Raw genomic sequence first — 19,802 nt, forward strand, 5'->3', positions numbered from 1 at the left:
TTTTTCTACTACTTCAATATGATTATAATATAGAATTATATTTTACTATTTTTTGTTTAACTCAAAAATATATGTCAATAAGTAATTTTCAATTTAATCTATAATTTTAAATATATTCAAATTTATTTAAAAAATTTATTGCCTTTATTATACAAATTGTTATATTATTAATAGATGGTTGTGATAATTAATTACAATATAAAGTTTTTATATCACATAAAAAAGCTAAGGTTTATTTATGAATGAAAAAAGGAGGTATATTATGACTAAACTATTTAATATATTAGATAATGAATGTACTTTTATTAATGATGAAGATTATAGGGTATTAATAAGTGAATATTATGAGATAATAAGGAAATATGAAGAATGAACGATATTATTTGTTTCTCCTTAAGCCTATGCATTAACTGCATAGGCTTTTTTATTATCTATAATTAAATAAATACATAAAAAGTTATTGCTTTTCTATATTAATTTCTTATATTTTTAGTATAAATCGTGATAACAAACCACAATATAAACTCTATATATCACATAAAAAATTAAGGTTTACTTATGAATGAAAAAAGGAGATCTACACATGACAAAATTATTAAATACTTTGAATAATGACTGTATTTTATTAGATGATGAAGAATATAATTTATTAATCAGCGAATATAACGACATAATAGAAAATGTGGAAGAATAAGATTTATTTTTTCCTATTGAGCCTATGCGGTAAGTGCATAGGCTTTTTTATTATTAAGAATGTTATTGATATTTGTATTATATTATCTCTATTGACAATAAATAAAAAATACATATACTATATATTAATATAGATTAATAATAAGAGGTGAATTTATGGACTTAGAAGAAAAACTTGCAATATATTATCAAGGCTCTGCTATAGAAGATGATATGGCAAAATGTGAAGCTACAAATGATTTCAGTAAAATAAAAAGACATCCTTATGACTATTTCCATTATAAAGAGGAGTTTTTGAAAGATTATTTTTCTATAGAAGATGAAAAATTAAAAAAAAGATATGAACATTTCATGAAGATACTTATTTATGGAAAAGATAAGGAAGGAGAAGGCGGAACTAGATATGTTATTTTTGATTATATAGTCAATAGAGATTTTGAAAAGTCACTTAGATATCTTGTTTATGGATATGAGAAAAGATATAAAGAGCAGGCAAGAACTTTAAATGGTGAAAGTTTAATATATACAGTTTTTGAAGATTTTAATAAATACTTCAGTAAAGAGTTTCAAGAATACACAGATAAATATATTGATATTATTAATAACAATGATAATAAAAAAATATTAAAAAAAATGGATAGAGATGCTGTAATACCATTGATTGCAATATGTTCTGTTATAAAAAATAATAAAGAATGTGATGAGAAATATATAAATGCAGCTATAAAATCATTCGATGTTCTTCCTAATCTTTATGATACTTTAAATGTAATTGCTGCTATCTTAGATAAAAATGAGTCTATAAAAAATAAATTTATAGAAGTGCTTAATAAAAATGAAGAATATATAATTGACATTAATATTATACTTGGATACCATTTAAGATCATTAGATTATAACAATCCTTATAAAGCTAGAGAGAAATTCTTTAATGCAATAAATTATCCAAATGATTTCGCATTTATAGCTCAGCATTTTGAGGACTATTTTCATTATGCCTTCATTTATGGGGCAAGAGATTTATATTTGAATCATAAAGAAGATTTTTATAAAATTTATAATTTTGTAGAAAATAGTTTAAATAGTGATAGGTATAATAATAATAGAAATAATGATAGAAATAAAAGAATATTTATAGTGCTTAGCGGTGTTTTACTAGAACATAATAATAATAAAATAGACACAAATAATTTAAAAAATGCAGTAAGTGTATTAGAAACTATAGTTAATAAATTTACAAAAGATAATTCTGATAGATATAATAAAAGACCAGCATTCACTACTACAGTAAAAATAGAAGAAATATTTGATAAAGATAAAAATAAACTCTTTGATACGCTTATAGATTATTATACAGACAAAAAAAATACATACAATCTATACAGCACATACAGATGGGGAAATACTCTCCCTGAATATTGTCTTAATACAGAACTTTATTATTTATTCTCTTTATTTAATTATGACATTGATGAAATGAAAAACTATAAAAAGTTTGCTCTCGATATTCTTAAATATTTACCAATTCAGATTGGAATAAGAAAATATATAGAAGTTCAGGCATCTATAGGAACTAAAACTTTAAAAGAAGTTATTGATAGTCTATTAAATAATAAAGAATTGAATATTACATTAAAAGAAATTTTATTATCATACTATTTTGATTATGCAGGAGATCTTTCAAATTATTATTATGACTATGGCGGAAAATCTCTTCCTACATTATATAAAGAACTTAGATGCGTAGATGAAAATAATAATGTTATTATAAATAGCGTAAAAGATGAGTTATTAAAAAGCTATTTTGATGAAGTTGTAAATATATTAAATGATGATAAGTTTATAAAAGATAATATAGCAAGCAATAAAAATACAGCCTTAGATATATTAAGAACATTGTATAATAAATGTCATTATAATGATTATCATTTAGTTTATACGATTCTTGAAAATACAAAGAGAGTAGAAGTAAAAAGGCATTGTATTAAAGTTATTTCTGATAATGAATCTATTACAAGAGAATATGTTGAGAAGATGTCAGAGAAAGCAAGATCATCAGAACTTAAAGGAGCATTAAAAAATATTATTAAGAATTGGAATCTTAAAAAATACGGGGAGTATTTCAAAAGTATCGATGAGGCTTTGGAGTTTATTGACACTTACTACAATACAAACTATGAAAAAAATATAAAATTCTTAGAAGATGTTCATTTGACAAAAGTTTTATACAATAATGGAACATTGGCTGATGAGAGAATATTTAAATATATCATTATGGAATATATGAATTTAGTAGAGCCATCAAGATTAAAAGACTGCGATATGCTTGCTGAAATTCTTGATACTACTTCATTTACTAATGCTTTGGAGATGCTATATATTCATTGGAAAGATTCTAATTATGAAGCTACAAAAAAGAATATTTTAATACCTTATTTAATATATTCTGATGATTTGAAAATAGATAAAGTTTATCCTCTTATAAAAGAATTTGCTAAGGGATCTCGTACTGTTATGGCAGCATTTATTGTAAAATGTATGGCATTAAACGGAAAGAACTATGCATTAATACTAGTAGACGGACTTACAAGAAAATCACCTACAGCAAAAATAAAAGAAGTGGCAATAGAAACTATGGAGAATGCTGCTTATATGCTTGATATGACAGCCGATGAACTTTCAGACAGAATAATACCTAATTTCGGATTTAGTCAAAAAGGTGAAAGAGTTTTAAACTACGGCGGAGAAGCAAGAAGAACATTCACATTATCAATAGACAATAATCTTGAACTTACAATTACAGATAATGAAAAACAAAAAGTAATAAAATCACTTCCAGCACCAAACAGCAAAGACGACAAAGCAGAAGCTGACAGTGCTAAAAAAGAATGCACTACTCTTAAGAAAGAAATAAAAACTTTGATACAGAATCAGAAAATAAGGCTTCAAAAAGTTTTATTAAACGGCAGAAAATGGACTTACAACAATTTTAAAACTGTATTTGTTGAAAACCCAATAATGAACATATTTGCTTTGAAGCTTATTTGGGGTGCTTATGACGAAAACAACAATTTAATACAAAGTTTCAGATACATGGAAGACGGCACTTTCAATACAGTTGATGAAGAAGAGTACACTTTACCGGAGAACAGTTTAATAACTTTGGTTCACCCTTCAGAATTAGATGCTGACACTATAGCCAAATGGAAAACTCAATTATCAGATTATGAGATATCACAGCCTATAGAACAGCTTGATTTCAAATATGAAGAGATTAAAGAAGAAGACATAAAAGAAGATAAAATTCATTCTCTTGACTCTAAAACAATAAAGGCTGGTGTATTGATGTCATTAGCTACTAAGTATGATATGGCTAGAGGTGAGGCTATGGACGGAGGAACTTTCTGCGAGTACATATTAAAAGATACTTATCTCAACATATCAGTTCATCTCTCATTCGACTATATGTATTTCGGAATGGACGGTAATGAAGATATTAATTTCGGTGATATTGAGTTCTGCGAAATTACTGACGGTATTGAAACTTTGATTAATCCTTTAAAAGTTAATAAGAGATTTGCTTCTTCAATTTACAGTATAGTGAAAAGTGTTTTTGTAGATTAATTTTTATTTATTAATAGCAAATACGCACGGTAAATAGATTTTAAATTTAAAGTAGTTAATAATACGGTTTGTATTGTTAACTACTTTTTTATTTATCGTGCGGTTTATACACTAAAAATTTAAATAACATTAGGGCGGGTGCTTTTAAATTCTATTTGAGCAAATAAGAAATAACAAATTAAAATTGCAAATGAAATTAATAAAGAATAATGGGCGGGAAGTGAAAATAAATTTTAAAATATTTTTAACTATCCCTACCCTAATTTATACAGTTATTTTGAAGGCTCTATTACAAACATAGTAGCTATCATTTTGGCAAGCATATTGTCCTCTTCATCTCTTACAGTAGTTTCCACTATAATTAATCTTTTACCAGCACTTAAAACCTCTCCTGTAGCTATTACCTTTTTTGAAACAACAGGCTTCAAAAAATGTATTTTTAATTCAGAAGTTACTGTTTTATAACCTTCTTTAAGCATAGTAGCTGCAGCATGTCCTCCGGCAGTGTCGGCAATAGCTGAAACCATACCGCCATGCATATATCCTAAATATTGAGAAAATTCCTTTTTATTTTCACAAGATATTACAGCCTTACCTTTATCTACATGCTCAAGCTTCATTCCAACAAAAGATAAAAAATCCTGAGAATCAAATCTTTTTTTATTCTTTCACAAACTTCTTTTTCTAACATTTTAATCAACTCCTTACATAAAATTTATAATAATTTCAAAAATAATTTATTTTATAAAGTAATTGCTTTCATAGGACATTTATTTATATATAGCATGAAATACAATTAGATTTGCTTCATATATTATTATCATTATTTACATTTAAAGTCAAATTTTATATTAAAACATAATTTCACAAGTTTACAAAATAAAAATTATAAAAAGTAATTTCATACAACTATAATATAATAATTTTTTATAAAAAAAGCCAAGTATAAAAATACTTGGCTATGAAATCTAATCTAATATTTTATAGGAAAAATTTATATATATAATTAATAATAAATATAGCAAATAATATTACAGGAAGAACATAAGTTATATATATTCTTGAGAATTTAGGAAATTTTATTCCAGATCCAGAATCTACTTCCTTAATAAAATTATCCCATCCCCAGCCATATTTAGATACACAGAATATTATTATATATATACCTCCAAGCTCAACTAAATTATAGCTTATTATAAAATCAAATAAATCTAAGAAACTAGTATTTTTTCCCATAGGCTGTATGAATGACAATACATTAAATCCCAAAGCCGTAGGAAGAGAACATATAAATACAACTATTCCCACTAATATAGAAGCTTTATTCCTAGGCATATCAAATTGAGACATAGTAAAAGCTATTAAATTTTCAAATACAGTAACAACTGTAGTTAATGCCGCCATAGATAAAAATAAGAAGAACAATGTTCCCCATACTCTAGGCATAGGCATAGAATTAAATATATTAGGCAATGTTACAAATGCTAAACCAGCTCCCTCTCCAGGATTAACTCCGAAAGCAAAACAAGCAGGAAATATAACAAGTCCTGCAAGGAAAGCTATTGAAGTATCTAATATTACTATTATTATAGATTCATTAGTTAAAGATCTTTCTTTTCCTATATAACTTCCGAATATAGTCATACTTCCAACACCGATTCCCAATGTAAAAAATGCCTGTCCTAAAGCTGCATATATAACCTCAAAAAAATTACCTATTCCTCCATTAAACATTTTAGATAAATCAGGAAGCAAATAGAATTTTATACCTTCAATAGCACCGTCTAAGGTAATGGATCTCATTATTAATATTATTACTATAACAAACAATGAAGACATCATAATTTTAGAAGCTCTTTCAACCCCTTTTTGGAGCCCTTTAAAACATATTAATGTTCCCAAAAATACAGCAATAAATAAACTTAAAATCATTATAGCAGGATTAGAAAGCATTTTTCCAAAAAACTCTGATATTCCATCAGGTGTAAGTCCTAAAGTAGCACCTGTTGCCATATAATATGCATAGGTAATAGTCCATCCTGTAACACTAGTATAAAACATCATAAGTATTAAACAGCCAAGCATTTGTACATAACCTATTAAATGCCATTTACTACCTTCTTTTTCTATTACTTTATATGAACCTGCAATATCTTTTTGTCCGGCTCTTCCTATACTAAATTCCATTATAAGTATTGGAAGCCCTATAAGAGCTAGACATATTAAATATATAATAACAAAAAGAGCTCCGCCGTATTTTCCAGTTATATAAGGAAAACGCCATATATTTCCAAGACCTATAGCACATCCGGCTGATACAAGAATAAAACCAATTCTACTAGATAATCTCTCTCTTTTTTCATTATTCATATAGAATCACTCCATAAAGTTTATTAATCATAATATTATACAAAATTTATTACTTACTTCAAGTAGTAATAAGTAAAATATTAATTTTTTAATAATTTTTTTATATTTTAAATATTCATAATAATTAGTACAATATATGTATTATAAGTTATAAAAAATTAAATAAATATAAAGAATATGTTATTTATACATCAAGTCCTAATTTATTTATATCAATATCTTTAAAATCATTATCTATTAACATTTTTATATATTTGAAACCAATTTTTTTTAATTCATCAGCAGTTTCAAAATAACAATTATCTATATTATTACATTGATGAGCATCTGAATTTATAGTAATAGGAATATTTTTTCTAATAATTTTTTATAGTTGTTTTATTAGGATAATGAGCATTCAAATTATTTTTGTTCATAAGTTTAGTATTTACCTCAACTATACATCCATTTTTCTCAATAACATCTATGACTTCATCTACCTTTTTAATATACCAATCTTCCTCTTCAGTAAAATATTCTTTATTCAAATTATATTTTCTCACCAAATCTAAATGTCCTATAATATCAGGCTTTTGAGTTTCTATCATTTTTATAACATTATCATAATATCTAAAAATCACTTCTTTAATATTTCCAAAATGTTTGATAGTTTCATTAAAAGTATCTTTGGACATATCTATAGGAAAGTAGGAATTATTACCATCATCAATATAATGTACAGAGCCTATTCTATAATCAAGTCCCATTTCTTTATCAGTATCTTTATTTAAATTTGAATAATAATCGCCTTCTATTCCTAAATAAACCTGTATCTTATCTTTATAAATATATTTTGCTTTTTTTATATTCTCTAAATATTTAATAGTATTCTCTTCTGACATAGAAGTATCATCTATATAAAAATGAGAATGACCTGAAAAACCTAAACTTATTAATTCCTTATCTATAGCATATTGAATATTTTCTTCGACTGTATTTTTACCATCGCAGTATATAGTATGCGTATGCAAATTTGATATATATTTCATTTATATTTCCTTATTAAAAAATAAACAATAATATAAATATATATCAAAAAATATTTTTTTAAATACTAAATTGAAAATAATAATATTTGACAAAATAATAATTTAATATATAATTGTCTTCGTTAATATTTAAGCTCGGGTGGTGGAATAGGTAGACACAACAGCTTGAGGTGCTGTCGGGTAACACCGTGCTGGTTCAAGTCCAGTCTCGAGCAAATATCTTTTTAATAAATTCTAATACTATTCATTATCTAAAGTTTTATTTTCATCAGTCTTTTCTATTTTATTTACAATAACTTTATCTATTCTGGCTCCGTCCATATCAACAACTTCTAAATTTAAATTTTTCCATTCTAAAGATTCGCCTTCACTAGGTACATGCTGAAGTAATTCTAATATCAAACCGCTTATTGTATTATAATGATTTGAAGCATTTTCATCTTCTATTTCAAAATACTCTAAGAAATCATATATAGGACACTGACCATCCACAAACCATCCTCCGCTCTTTCTCTTTCTAATATCCTTACTCTCTTTTCCTTCTGCTACAGAACCCACTAAAGCCTCAAATATATCGCTTTGAGTAATCATTCCGTCTATATTACCAAACTCATCTGATACAAGCCCTATTTTAGTATTATTCTTTTTCATCTCTTCAAGCACCAAATAAACTTCCATATTATTATGAAAGTAATTGGCCTTTTTAACAAACTTTTCTATTTTAGCCTTTGAAGTATTTAATTTATCAAATATATCAGTTACTCTCACAACACCAATAATATTATCCAAATTTTTATCAACAACAGGATAAGCAGAAAAAGAATGTTTTGATACTATCTTTTTTATCTCATCATTACTCATATTCACATCTAAAAATACTATATCATTTCTATGAGTCATTATAGATTCTATTTTTCTATCCCCTAAAAAGAAAGCCCTCTCTATAATATCCTGTTCTATCTCCTTAACTTCTCCACCTTGTCTACCCTCTTCTATCATAGATTTTATTTCTTCTTCAGTAACAGGACTTTTATCATCTTTTATTCCTAAAACTCTTGAAACTAATAATGCACTATTAGATAATATCCACACAAAAGGAGCACCTATCTTTGCAAGTATTGTCATAGGAGCTGCAACAACTTTTGCTATTCTTTCAGGCATTACCATACCGATTCTTTTTGGTACAAGCTCTCCAAATATCAATGTAAGATATGTTACTAATGCCACAACTAATACCTGAGCTATCAAAGAAGCATAAGATAATGGTACATTTATTTTTACAAGTAAATTTGAAACTTCTTTGGCAACTGTATCGCCTGAGTAAATACCAGTCAATATACCTATTAAAGTTATACCTATTTGTATTGTAGATAAAAATTTATCAGGATTATCTGCTAAAGCTAATGCTGTCTTTGCACCTTTATTTCCTTCTTTGCTGTCTTTCATAAGTGAAGATTTTCTAGCAGAAATTACTGCAATTTCCGACATGGCAAAAATACCATTTAAAAGTATTAACACTATTATTATAATTATATCCATTTTGATTTATCCTTAAAATAAAAAATATTTATTAGATTTAAAAAATTGAAAAAGAAAATAATACGATTTTACAGAGGGAAGTATTAAAATATTTGTATAAAAAGAGTAAGTACTGAAAGTATTATCCTTAAAAAATTATTTTCGTGATAAATATTATAATATAATTTATATAAAACTTCAAGTATTTGTAAATAAAATTTTACTATATAGTATTAATTTATTTTTAATTATATAGTCATTTATTTATCCTTTATTTCGTATAAATAAAAATTCATATAATTATAATATTTGCACTTTTGCAACTTTGACGAAGTCCGCCTGTGGCGTGCGGCGGGAAAAGTTGATAAAATATATTTCACATTTTATTTATACAATAGCAAAATCTTGATAATATTCAAAATTTATATAATAAGAGTTAATTAAATAAAACATTGACAAAATAAAGTCATTTTAGTATATACCTAAACAACTACATTTTGTCAATGTTTAATTATTTTTGAATGTAATTATAATTTATAAAATATTAAGACATAATAGTAAAATATGTTTTATCTGTAATATAAATTGTTAATTTTGTACGATAACAAGTAATCAGCCGCACGTATAGCGGACGTTTGATAAGAGTAAGCAATACTGTGCGGGAATGTGCCGCAGCTCGCGGTTGACAAACTTAAAAATTTTCAGTATATTATAAAATTAAATTATAATTAAAAGGAAAATTTGATGAGCGATAAAAAAGCAAAAGCTATTTTACTATTATCCGGCGGATTAGACAGTATGCTTGTAGGAGCTATACTAAAAAGAGAAAATATTGATGTTCTTGCTTTAAGATTTGTTACAGGATTGGAATATGCTGTTATAAAAGAAGAATTACTTGAAATATATAGCGAAGACCCTGCCAAAAAGGCTGCTGATTTTCTTAATATACCAATAAGATTTGTATCATTAAAAGATGTTTATTTAGATATGTTTTTAAATCCTAAATATGGATACGGAAGTGCTATTAATCCATGTTTAGACTGTCATATATTAATGCTTAAAACTGCTAAAAAAATAATGGAAGAGGAAGGATACGATTTTATAGCTACAGGCGAAGTTAAAGGACAAAGACCTATGAGTCAGAAATCGCAGGACTTAATCAATGCTATAAAAGAAAGCGGACTTGAAGGAAGATTATTAAGACCATTATCTGCAAAACTTCTGCCTATAACAAAAGCTGAAGAAGAAGGATTGATAAACAGAGAAAATCTTTATGATATATACGGAAGAAGCAGAAATGTACAAATGAAATTAGCTGAAGAGTTCGGAATAACAGACTACCCTATTCCAGCAGGTGCAGGATGTGCTATAGTAGACAAAGGATATGCTAGAAGATATAATGATTTAGTTTCTAATAATGGAAAAGATATACTTAATATAGAGCTTATGCAGTATTTGGCTATAGGCAGACATATAAGAATGAATAAAAATGTTAAGCTTTTACTTGGAAGAAATGAAAAAGAAAATGATGCTTTGGAAAAAAGAAAAAGAATAAACTGCATAGTATTAAGACCTAATTATAATAGAGGACCTTTTGGCTATTCAGAAATATACGATGATAAATCAGAAAATATTGATAAGGATATAATATATAAATCTGCTATGATAATGGGATATTTTTCAAAAGAAGAAAAGGATACTCTATCAATAACAGCATCATACTATAACAATTCTGATAATAAAGAATATAAAAGCGAGATAATAGAAATAGATAATAAAGAATCTAAAAACACAAAATTTGAACAAATAGTTTAAAATAATAATACCCTTCTAAATTTTCATTTAAAAGGGCATCACTATAACTTTTAGGATATTTTTATTTAACTTACTTTCTTATCGGAATAAATGTAACTATCTTTATATGCTGGAATCTTTTTTATTTCAGCTAAAGCCTTTTGAGCTTCTTCTCTAGTTTCATATCTGCCTACTTTTAACTTATACATCATTTTTCCGTCAGACATAGTTTCTTCTTTGATAAAAGCCTTTGGGAATTTAGCTTTTAAACTATCTCTAGCAGAATAAGTATTATCTTTGTCATAACCTACAGCAACCTGTATAAAGTATATAGAATCTGCTGAAGAACTTCTAGTATAAGGAACAGTACTCTTTTTAGTAGTAGTTGTTGTTGTCTTAACAGGAGCTATACTAGCCATTTGCTGAGGAGGAGTATAAGTAGTGTTAGGTGCTAATCCAGCTGTATCTTTTTCTTTGATATTTTCATTTATAGCATCTAATTCAGAAGCCAAATTCTGAGTATACTCATTGTATCTGTCTGCTGAAGTATTGCCTTCTCTAATAATGCTATTATTAACTGCAGCATCATATTCACTTAATGCAGTAATATCATTATTTGGCATATCTGCAGTGCTTACTTCTGTTGCTGCCATATTTTCACTGTCCTGAGCATTTCTCATTAAAGCTGCAATAGAATCATCAGTATTATTTGCATGAACAGGTTTTGAACCGCCTAAATGAAAACCTAATACAAATATAAATAAAATTAAAGCAACAGAACTGATAGAAAATATCAATAATCTTATAGGGGTAAAATTAACTATATAAAGAGTTTTTTTTCTGCCAATATTGTGATTAATAGAAGCGCCTTTTTCTTCTACGTTTGGATTTTGATTTAACTCCATAATACCTTCCTAATTTTTTAGAGATCATAATTAAATTATTATAATCTTTCATGTTGTTTATTAGAATATCGGCATCGAATCTATTATTTTTAACATCTCTTTGCATTTTTAATCTTTTTCTTGCTTCTCTTTCTGAAATATTTCTAGTTTTTTTCATTCTTTTGATAATATCAGAAGTTTTTGCATTAACATATATCAAGCTGCTGCATATAGCAGGTATTTTACTTCTCATAATGAGAGCTGCCTCTATAACAACATCTTTATCTGTACTATCAACCATTTCTTTTACTTTATTTTCTATATAAGGATAATTAAGTTCTTGAAGTTTTTTTAATTTTTTAGCATTACAAAATACTATACCGCCTAGTTTTTTTCTGTCTATATTATTGTTTTCATCTAATATAGATGATGAAAATTCTTTGACTATATTATCTTTATTTTCGATCAAAGCCTTATGCCCTATCAAATCGGCATCAATATATAATGCATTCATTTCCTTAGCTAGCATTTTAGAAAATGAACTTTTTCCAGAGCATATTAGTCCGTATACTCCTACAATATTTCTTTCCATAATTTTTAACTATTTAAAATTAATTAACAGCATTAGTATTAGTGTTTTGAACTGTATTTGTTATATAAGGCATTACTATTTGATTTAAATTAACTTTATTTAAAAGCCTTCCGTCTATAAGCTTAGCCAAAGAAACATTTTCATCTGCTGTTATAACCTTTATCATACCTATAGCTCTGTTATAACCTCTAGTAGATAAATCAGTTCTAGGAGCTGAAGTATCATAAAGAATCAAATTCATATTGTTAGTTACACCTTGCATTCTTCCAGCATTTATGTATATATTATCATTATGAATCTTTATAACTTTAGAATAGAAAGGAATACTATTGTTTACAACTCTTCCTGCCATAACAGCAGCACCCATTACCTTTTCTCTGCCTCTAGTCATAACAGTAAAATTAGTAACAACTTTTTCACTCTTAACATCTACTAAATCAAGCATAATAGTAAAAGTATCATTATTCTGAAAAGCAGAACCTCTTAAAAAATAATCAACATTTCTGCTATTAAGTTCTCTATATAAATCTATTGTATCATAATAGTTTGTATACATCTCCAATACTTTAAATCTTCCGAATTGAGGAAGCACATAGGCTAATGTCTGATATAAAGATGTATTCAAAAATAAAGGACTATCTTTCTGTGCTGTAATAGTATCTGTTATAGCAACTGTAAATCCGGGAGTTTCAAGATTATACTGCTCTATTCCCCAAGATTTTGAAACTATATTTTTATCTAATTTTCTTTTATAACTATCATATTTGTATATAATAGATTTTTCTTCTGGGTTAACATTTTTTGCTATTTCTAATTCTTCTAAAGACTTTTCTTCTAATCCCATTCTTCTATAAACATCTGAAAGCATTAATCTAGCATAAGTATTGGCTGGATTTAATTTTAACATATGTTTTAAATATGCCTGAGCTCTTATATTATCTGCAAGTCTTGTATAATAAGAAGCTAAATTTCCATAGTATAAAGCTGCCCTATCTCTCTCATAATCTGGAGTAGGATTTGTATGAAGCAATACTCTTTCATAAGCAAGTCTTCCAAGTTCATCATCAGGCTTAGTTCTAAGATAATTTATATATGCATTTTTTGCACGTACATAATTATCAGCACCCTCATAAACATTACCTATATAATAATATTTGAAATTATCTTGAAATCCTGTATCAGGCATATATTCTAATATAGCTATTGCCTCATCATATTTACCCAAAGAAATATATACATTGGCTTTCAATATTTTAGCATCATTATAATTTGTATAATAAAATAAAGCATTATTGATTTCATTTAAAGATTTATTATAATCCTTATTCAAATAATAATAATTAGCTAAATGATAATAAGATTCAGCCATTCTAGGATTATTAGTCATATTTTCATTGAATAAATTTAAAGCTATTTGATTATCGCCATTAGCTAAATGCAAATATGCTAAAGCCACAGTAGCTTCAGGTCTTACTCTGTCAATAACCCTAGCTCTTTCATACATATTCATAGCTGTCTGATAGTATCCTGCTCTTTCACTTAAAACACCTTCGCTATAATTGGCTATATAATTTTTACTATCTAATCTTTTTATATCATTAACTGTTGTTCTAGCTTCTGAATTTCTATTATTCATAAGCTCCATCATTAATTTTCTTTCAAGTAATTTATAATTTCTTGAATGATAACGCTCGGCATCAGCTATTAAAGTTTCAACCATAGCAAAGTTATTAAGCTTCATATAATTATCTATAAGTAAAAGATATGAATCTAAATCACTAGGCTTAACATTAAGAGATTCTAATATTCTTATAGAACTTTCATAATTTCTTTCATTATACAATTTCAAAGCATCTTCTACAGTATTTTGAGAAAATGCATGAAAAGTAAATATTTGAAAAATAAAAAGACTTAATAATAATCTTTTTTTAAAAATATTTTTCTTCATATTTTAAATAACACCTTATCTCATAGTATTTCTTGCCTGTATTTGACGTCTCAAAAAAGCAGGTTTTTCCAAATCATTATCAACTGTATAAGTTTCACCAAATATAGACATTTTAGAACCCATTTTATTATGTTTTTCCATATAATCATCTGATACTATATCAAATGGTTTTTTATGATAATCTGAATGAGGATTATTATGCTTCTCTTCATCTTCAAAACGCATCTCTTCTGATATTCTTTCTTTTGTTTCATATCTATGAGCATATTCTGAATTATTATTAACTATAGTTCTATTAAATGTTTCTATAATATCATCATTTTTATTATAATTTTCCTCATTACTAATACTGCTTTTATTTTCTTCTTCTATAAAAGTATTTTCATTGATATTATTAAATCTATTTGTTTTAGTTATTAGAGGCTTTTTAAGATTTCTAATATTATTTTCAAATTTATATTCTTTAGTTTCCTGAATATCATTATTATTTGAAACTAATACTTGTTCTTTAATTTCTTGTTTTTCTTCCTCTACTACTATTTTATCTGCTGATTTATTATTTATTACATTAATATTATTAACTGCTTCAATTTCTGTTTTAGTCTGTGCAGTTTCAAGTTCAACTTCTTTTTCTTCTTCCGGTTCTTTTACTATTGTATTAATATTATCTATTTCAACGATATTTTCAGCTATATTTTTTGATGCTGTTTTACTTTCAGCTATAATCTTTTCATTTATTTCTACTTTATTAACTTCTACTTTATTAATTTCTGGTTTATTATTTACTTCTTCTTTATCATTAACTTTTTTATCATCAACTTTATTATCAGACTTACTTTCTACAACAGGTTCAGCTGTTTTATTAGTAACTGTATCATTAGAAGTATTAGTATTATTATTTATAACTTCATCTTTTTTATTAGATGTTACAGACTTATTTATTATATCATTTGCATGTGAATCTACATCTTTATTTTCAGAATCATTTTTTGAATTAGCATCAAATCCTGTAGCAACTATTGTAACGATAATTTCATCTTTAATATCTTCTTTAGGACAAACACCTATTTTTATATTAGCATTATCATTAGCATAATTATTGATGATTTTACTAGCTTCTCTATACTCTTTCATAGCAAAATCTTTAGGACAAACTATATTAGCAAGTATACCTCTAGCATTTTTGATACTAGAAACATCTAAAAGAGGATTTTCAAAGGCATTAGTTATAGCTTTTTGAAGTCTGTCATCGCCTTTACCTACTCCTATACCTAAATGAGCTCTTCCATTAGATAAAGAAATCATAGTTTTTACATCAGCAAAGTCAACATTGATGAATCCTGTTTGAGTAATTATATCAGATATACCTTGTACGCCCTGACGAAGTATATCATCTACTACAGATAAAGCTTCTTCATAGCTGTAATCGTCCATATCAACCATATCATAAAGGTTTTCATTAGGTATTATGATAAGAGAGTCCACTACTGAAAGCATTTTATCTATACCAGATTCAGCACGGCTCATTTTTAATTTACCTTCATATTCAAAAGGTTTAGTAACAACACCTATAGTTAAAGCTCCAGCCTTTTTAGCAGCTTCAGCAACTACCGGACTTGCTCCTGTTCCTGTACCGCCTCCAAAACTGCTGGCAATAAATACCAAATTAGCTCCGCTTACAACTTCTTCTATATTAGCAATATCTTCTCTGGCAGCTTCAGCACCTTTATCTGGATCTGTACCTGCTCCCAAACCTTGAGTTACTCTGTCTCCCAAAACTATTCTTGTAGGAGCATTAGAACGAGATAATGCCTGAGCATCTGTATTCATGGCAATAAACTCTACATCTTTTAAACCTTCTTCTATCATTCTGTTTACAGCATTACATCCGCCGTTTCCGACTCCTATTACTTTTATTACTGTATCCAATGATGAAGAATCATTCTTAAATGCCATTTTTTCGCTCCCTTTCATATTATCTGCCAATTGTATGCGATAGTTAGGATTCATTGCAGCTCCCCTTACTATATATTAGATTTTTTAATCAAAATTTCTTTAAATTTATAATAAACATATTTCAATAAACATAATTATATTAACATAACTGTCAAATTCCGCAAGTAGTAAAAATAAAAAAATATGTTATTATGTTAATCGGATTTTTTAACTTTTAATTATAAAAATATTATGTTAATTGTTTTTTATTGTTTGTATTATTCTTATTTTAAATATATACTAATAGATAACTAATATTACTTTTAAATAAAAAATAATAACAATAAAACAACAATAATATACAAAGAGAATATTTATGAATATACATATACATACTTTTGGATGCCGACTCAATCAATATGAAAGTGAGAAAATATCATACGAATTAAAAAACTTAGGGGCAAATATAACCGAATTAGACAATGCAGAAGCTATAGCTATAAATACATGCACTGTTACTAATGACAGTGATAAAAAACTCATATCATATTTAGAAAAATTGGGAGATATACAAGATAAAAAAGTATTTCTAATAGGATGTTATGTTTCAAAAAAAGATAAAGATTCTTCTATATTTAAAGATAATATTGTATTGATACCAAATGAAAAGAAAGAAGAGGCCTCTGAAATAATATTCAATACTTTACATAATAATTCAAACAATAAAATAGACAATCCAATATTCTTTCCTCAGGAACAGAGCAGAGCCTATTTAAAAATACAGGACGGATGCAATGTTTTTTGTACCTATTGTATAGTATCAAGGGTAAGAGGAAGTCACAGAAGTGTTGAGCCTTCAAAAATATATGATGCTATAAAAATTGCTAATGATTACAATTATAAAGAAATTGTTCTAACAGGCTTAAATCTTGGTTCATATAACTATAATAATGAAATAAACTTCACAAAAATACTGCAAAATATACTAGAACATTCATCTAAATATGGTATAAGAATAAGACTTTCATCTATTGAGCCTATTTATTTTGATGATGAGCTTATAAGTCTATTTAAAAATGATGATATACTTTGTCCGCATGCTCATATACCTTTACAGTCTGGAAGCAATAAAATATTACAGCTTATGAACAGAAGATATACAAGGGAAGATTATCTAAATATCACAGAAAAACTGTATAAAACTAATTCAAATATGTCTATAAGCAGTGATGTAATGGTTGGCTTTCCTCATGAAGATAATAATGACTTTAATGATACTTATGATTTATGCGAAAAGTCAAAATTTATAAAGATTCACATATTCAGATATTCTAACAGAGAAAATACACCTTCATCAAAGATGGATAATCAGGTGGGATATAGGGCTAAATTAAAAAGAGCTAAAATACTCAATGATTTAAATAACAAACTTAAAGATTTATATTACAAAAATGCTGAAGGAAGAGATTTAAAAATAGTAATAGAAAAAGCCTTACAAGATAACAACTATATTGGAACTAGTGCTGAATATTTAAAATGCAAACTTCATAGTGAAAATACCCTAAACAAAAAGGATCTTGTATCAGCAAAGGCATTGAAATATGAAGGCGGTATTATGATTTGCGAGTAAATAAATATACTGAAACAAATATATTTTGTCAAAAATTATTTTATTATTTTTATTATTTGTGGGGACTAGCCCCCACACCCCAACTTCTTTTGCCGATTAGGCACCTACTCGGTGGTGGCCCCATACGCAGTACGCCTTCGGCGAGAAGCAAAAGGGCTATATTTTAGCTTAAATTAATAATCTATCTTACATGTAAACGATTTTAGTACTAATTTTCAGCGAAGCGTATCCGAGCCTGCAGAGGATATAAAGTTCTTTGACAAAACCTGCAGATTGTGTGCGGTTGGAAAAATTCACTAAAAATTACCAATATTAAAAATTTTCAATATACATAAACATTAAAATTTACATAATTTGACTTTATGTATTCAAAATGTATAATTAATTAATGATCAATACAAATAAAGAACTAAACAATGAACGTAAACAAAATATTTTAAATCTATTAAATAAATGCAAAGAAACAGATAAAAACTTCAAACAATTTGCATCAGAAAGTCATAAATATAAATTAAATCCTCCTATAAATAAAAATAAAGTTATAGAATTAGAAAATAAATATGAATTCAAACTTCCTGAAGATTATTTTTGGTTTATAACAGAGGTTGGAAATGGAGGTGCTTGTCATGGCTACAGTATGGATAAATTTGAAGATATGTATTTTGATTATTTGAAATATGATAACAGAATTGATTTAATGATAGAGTATTCAAAAAAAGTAAATGAAGGAAATGCTAACGATATAGAAGATATAGACTTTGAATATTATGGAATATTAAGGTTTGGAACTTTGGGCTGTTCTTCCTCTATAGGTTTAATAGTAACAGGAGAAAATAAAGGAAAAGTTATTTATTATGATGATGAATTTTATGAAGAGCCTTTTATCACTTGTTATGATAATTTTGTTGATTACTATGAGAATTGGGCTTTGGAAACATCTCTTGATTATAATATGGGTTCTTTTGGGTTAAGATTAAAACTTGAAATTGATGATTTAATTAAATCTTATTATGACATATTAAATAATGAAAAAGAAGATAATATTATAAATAAACAAAGTATTATAACAACGATGCATAAATACAAATCATTAGAAGAAAAATATTTAAATGAAATATATGATTTATACAATTTGGAAAAAGATGAAAATTATAAATTAAAATTTGCTGTTTTATTAATAAATCATAATTATAAAAATATAGAAAAAAATATAAAAGAAGCATTTCAAAATCAAGATATTATAGATTCTTATGTTAAAGTTTTATATTTAAAAGTTCATGCTGACACAAATTTGTTTGTAGGCAATTTTAAAAAAGAAATTTTTGATTGGACAAATGAAATAAAATCAGCATTGGAATATTATAAAAAAATATATAATGAAGAAAATAAAACAAATAATTACAGACTTCTTATTGATATGGCTTTATATCTCTATAAAAATAATTTAATCGATTTTAAAGAATTTGATATATTTATTAATAATAGAAACTCTACTATATTATATATTCTCTCTATAAATACTTTAGAAAATGATAATATATTCAATATTTACATAAATGAATTTGTAGAAAGCTGTTCAAATAAAAATACTTCTCAAATAAGAAATACGATTGCATATTTAGAAAATATTTTAAAAAATAATAAAAAATATAAAAAAGAAATAATTAACACAATAAAAACAGAATATCAAAAATTATTAGAATATTATAAAATCAATGAGCCAAAAGATGAATCTATAATACATTTTATAAATAACACTTCAAAAAGAATATTTAATTATTAATAT

General features: G+C 26.3%; 12 protein-coding genes and 1 tRNA gene. 5 read left to right on the forward strand and 8 right to left on the reverse strand.

What is annotated here, in order from left to right; all coding sequences use genetic code 11:
• Window positions 1-849 precede the first annotated feature (849 nt).
• Entirely contained in the window at window positions 850-4,317 is a 3,468-nt protein-coding gene (locus tag BINT_RS09810; protein ID WP_014488421.1) for a DUF4132 domain-containing protein, read from the forward strand.
• 272 nt (window positions 4,318-4,589) lie between these two features.
• On the opposite strand, the gene BINT_RS09815 is transcribed toward BINT_RS09810, so the two are convergent.
• The 3 genes from BINT_RS09815 to BINT_RS09825 all read right to left on the reverse strand — a co-directional run bounded on the left by BINT_RS09815 (window position 4,590) and on the right by BINT_RS09825 (window position 7,715).
• The gene (locus tag BINT_RS09815; protein ID WP_014488422.1) at window positions 4,590-4,937 is read right to left on the reverse strand and encodes a PaaI family thioesterase; all 348 of its coding nucleotides are present in this window, start codon (window positions 4,935-4,937) and stop codon (window positions 4,590-4,592) included.
• A gap of 361 nt (window positions 4,938-5,298) precedes the next feature.
• A complete protein-coding gene (locus BINT_RS09820; RefSeq protein WP_014488423.1) occupies window positions 5,299-6,687 on the reverse strand; it encodes a sodium-dependent transporter in 1,389 nt (462 codons plus the stop codon).
• 356 nt (window positions 6,688-7,043) lie between these two features.
• Window positions 7,044-7,715, reverse strand: coding sequence for a histidinol-phosphatase (locus BINT_RS09825; protein WP_014488424.1), 672 nt, complete (start codon window positions 7,713-7,715; stop codon window positions 7,044-7,046).
• A 133-nt stretch (window positions 7,716-7,848) separates the two neighbouring features.
• On the opposite strand from BINT_RS09825, the gene BINT_RS09830 reads away from it, so the two are divergent.
• Window positions 7,849-7,930, forward strand: a tRNA-Leu gene (locus BINT_RS09830).
• 25 nt (window positions 7,931-7,955) lie between these two features.
• Here the strand turns inward: BINT_RS09830 and BINT_RS09835 are convergent.
• On the reverse strand, window positions 7,956-9,254 hold the full coding sequence (locus BINT_RS09835) for a hemolysin family protein (protein WP_014488425.1): 1,299 nt from the start codon (window positions 9,252-9,254) through the stop codon (window positions 7,956-7,958).
• Between the two features lie 723 nt (window positions 9,255-9,977).
• On the opposite strand from BINT_RS09835, the gene BINT_RS09840 reads away from it, so the two are divergent.
• Window positions 9,978-11,048 carry a thiamine biosynthesis protein gene (locus BINT_RS09840; protein WP_014488426.1) on the forward strand — a complete coding sequence of 357 codons (1,071 nt, stop codon included), beginning with the start codon at window positions 9,978-9,980 and terminating at the stop codon, window positions 11,046-11,048.
• A 65-nt stretch (window positions 11,049-11,113) separates the two neighbouring features.
• On the opposite strand, the gene BINT_RS09845 is transcribed toward BINT_RS09840, so the two are convergent.
• Genes BINT_RS09845 through ftsZ form a run of 4 tightly spaced genes read right to left on the reverse strand, consistent with a single transcriptional unit; the run spans window position 11,114 to window position 16,461 of the window.
• Window positions 11,114-11,932, reverse strand: a complete 819-nt coding sequence (locus tag BINT_RS09845; protein ID WP_041177388.1) for an SPOR domain-containing protein — start codon at window positions 11,930-11,932, stop codon at window positions 11,114-11,116.
• Window positions 11,883-12,503 carry a dephospho-CoA kinase gene (coaE, locus tag BINT_RS09850; RefSeq protein WP_014488428.1) on the reverse strand — a complete coding sequence of 207 codons (621 nt, stop codon included), beginning with the start codon at window positions 12,501-12,503 and terminating at the stop codon, window positions 11,883-11,885. The genes BINT_RS09845 and coaE overlap by 50 nt, the downstream gene beginning before the upstream one ends.
• A 19-nt stretch (window positions 12,504-12,522) precedes the next feature.
• Window positions 12,523-14,451, reverse strand: coding sequence for a tetratricopeptide repeat protein (locus tag BINT_RS09855; RefSeq protein ID WP_014488429.1), 1,929 nt, complete (start codon window positions 14,449-14,451; stop codon window positions 12,523-12,525).
• Between the two features lie 15 nt (window positions 14,452-14,466).
• Window positions 14,467-16,461, reverse strand: a complete 1,995-nt coding sequence (gene ftsZ / locus BINT_RS09860; RefSeq protein ID WP_041177389.1) for a cell division protein FtsZ — start codon at window positions 16,459-16,461, stop codon at window positions 14,467-14,469.
• Window positions 16,462-16,762: 301 nt separating this feature from the next.
• Here ftsZ and mtaB point away from each other — a divergent pair, with 301 nt between their 5' ends.
• Window positions 16,763-18,016: a tRNA (N(6)-L-threonylcarbamoyladenosine(37)-C(2))-methylthiotransferase MtaB gene (mtaB, locus tag BINT_RS09865; RefSeq protein WP_014488431.1), complete on the forward strand. Its 1,254-nt coding sequence runs from the start codon at window positions 16,763-16,765 to the stop codon at window positions 18,014-18,016.
• Window positions 18,017-18,404: 388 nt separating this feature from the next.
• Complete coding sequence (locus BINT_RS09870) at window positions 18,405-19,799, forward strand: SMI1/KNR4 family protein (protein WP_014488432.1); 1,395 nt, start codon at window positions 18,405-18,407, stop codon at window positions 19,797-19,799.
• Window positions 19,800-19,802: the final 3 nt, after the last annotated feature.

This window comes from Brachyspira intermedia PWS/A, assembly GCF_000223215.1.
GTDB lineage: Bacteria > Spirochaetota > Brachyspiria > Brachyspirales > Brachyspiraceae > Brachyspira > Brachyspira intermedia.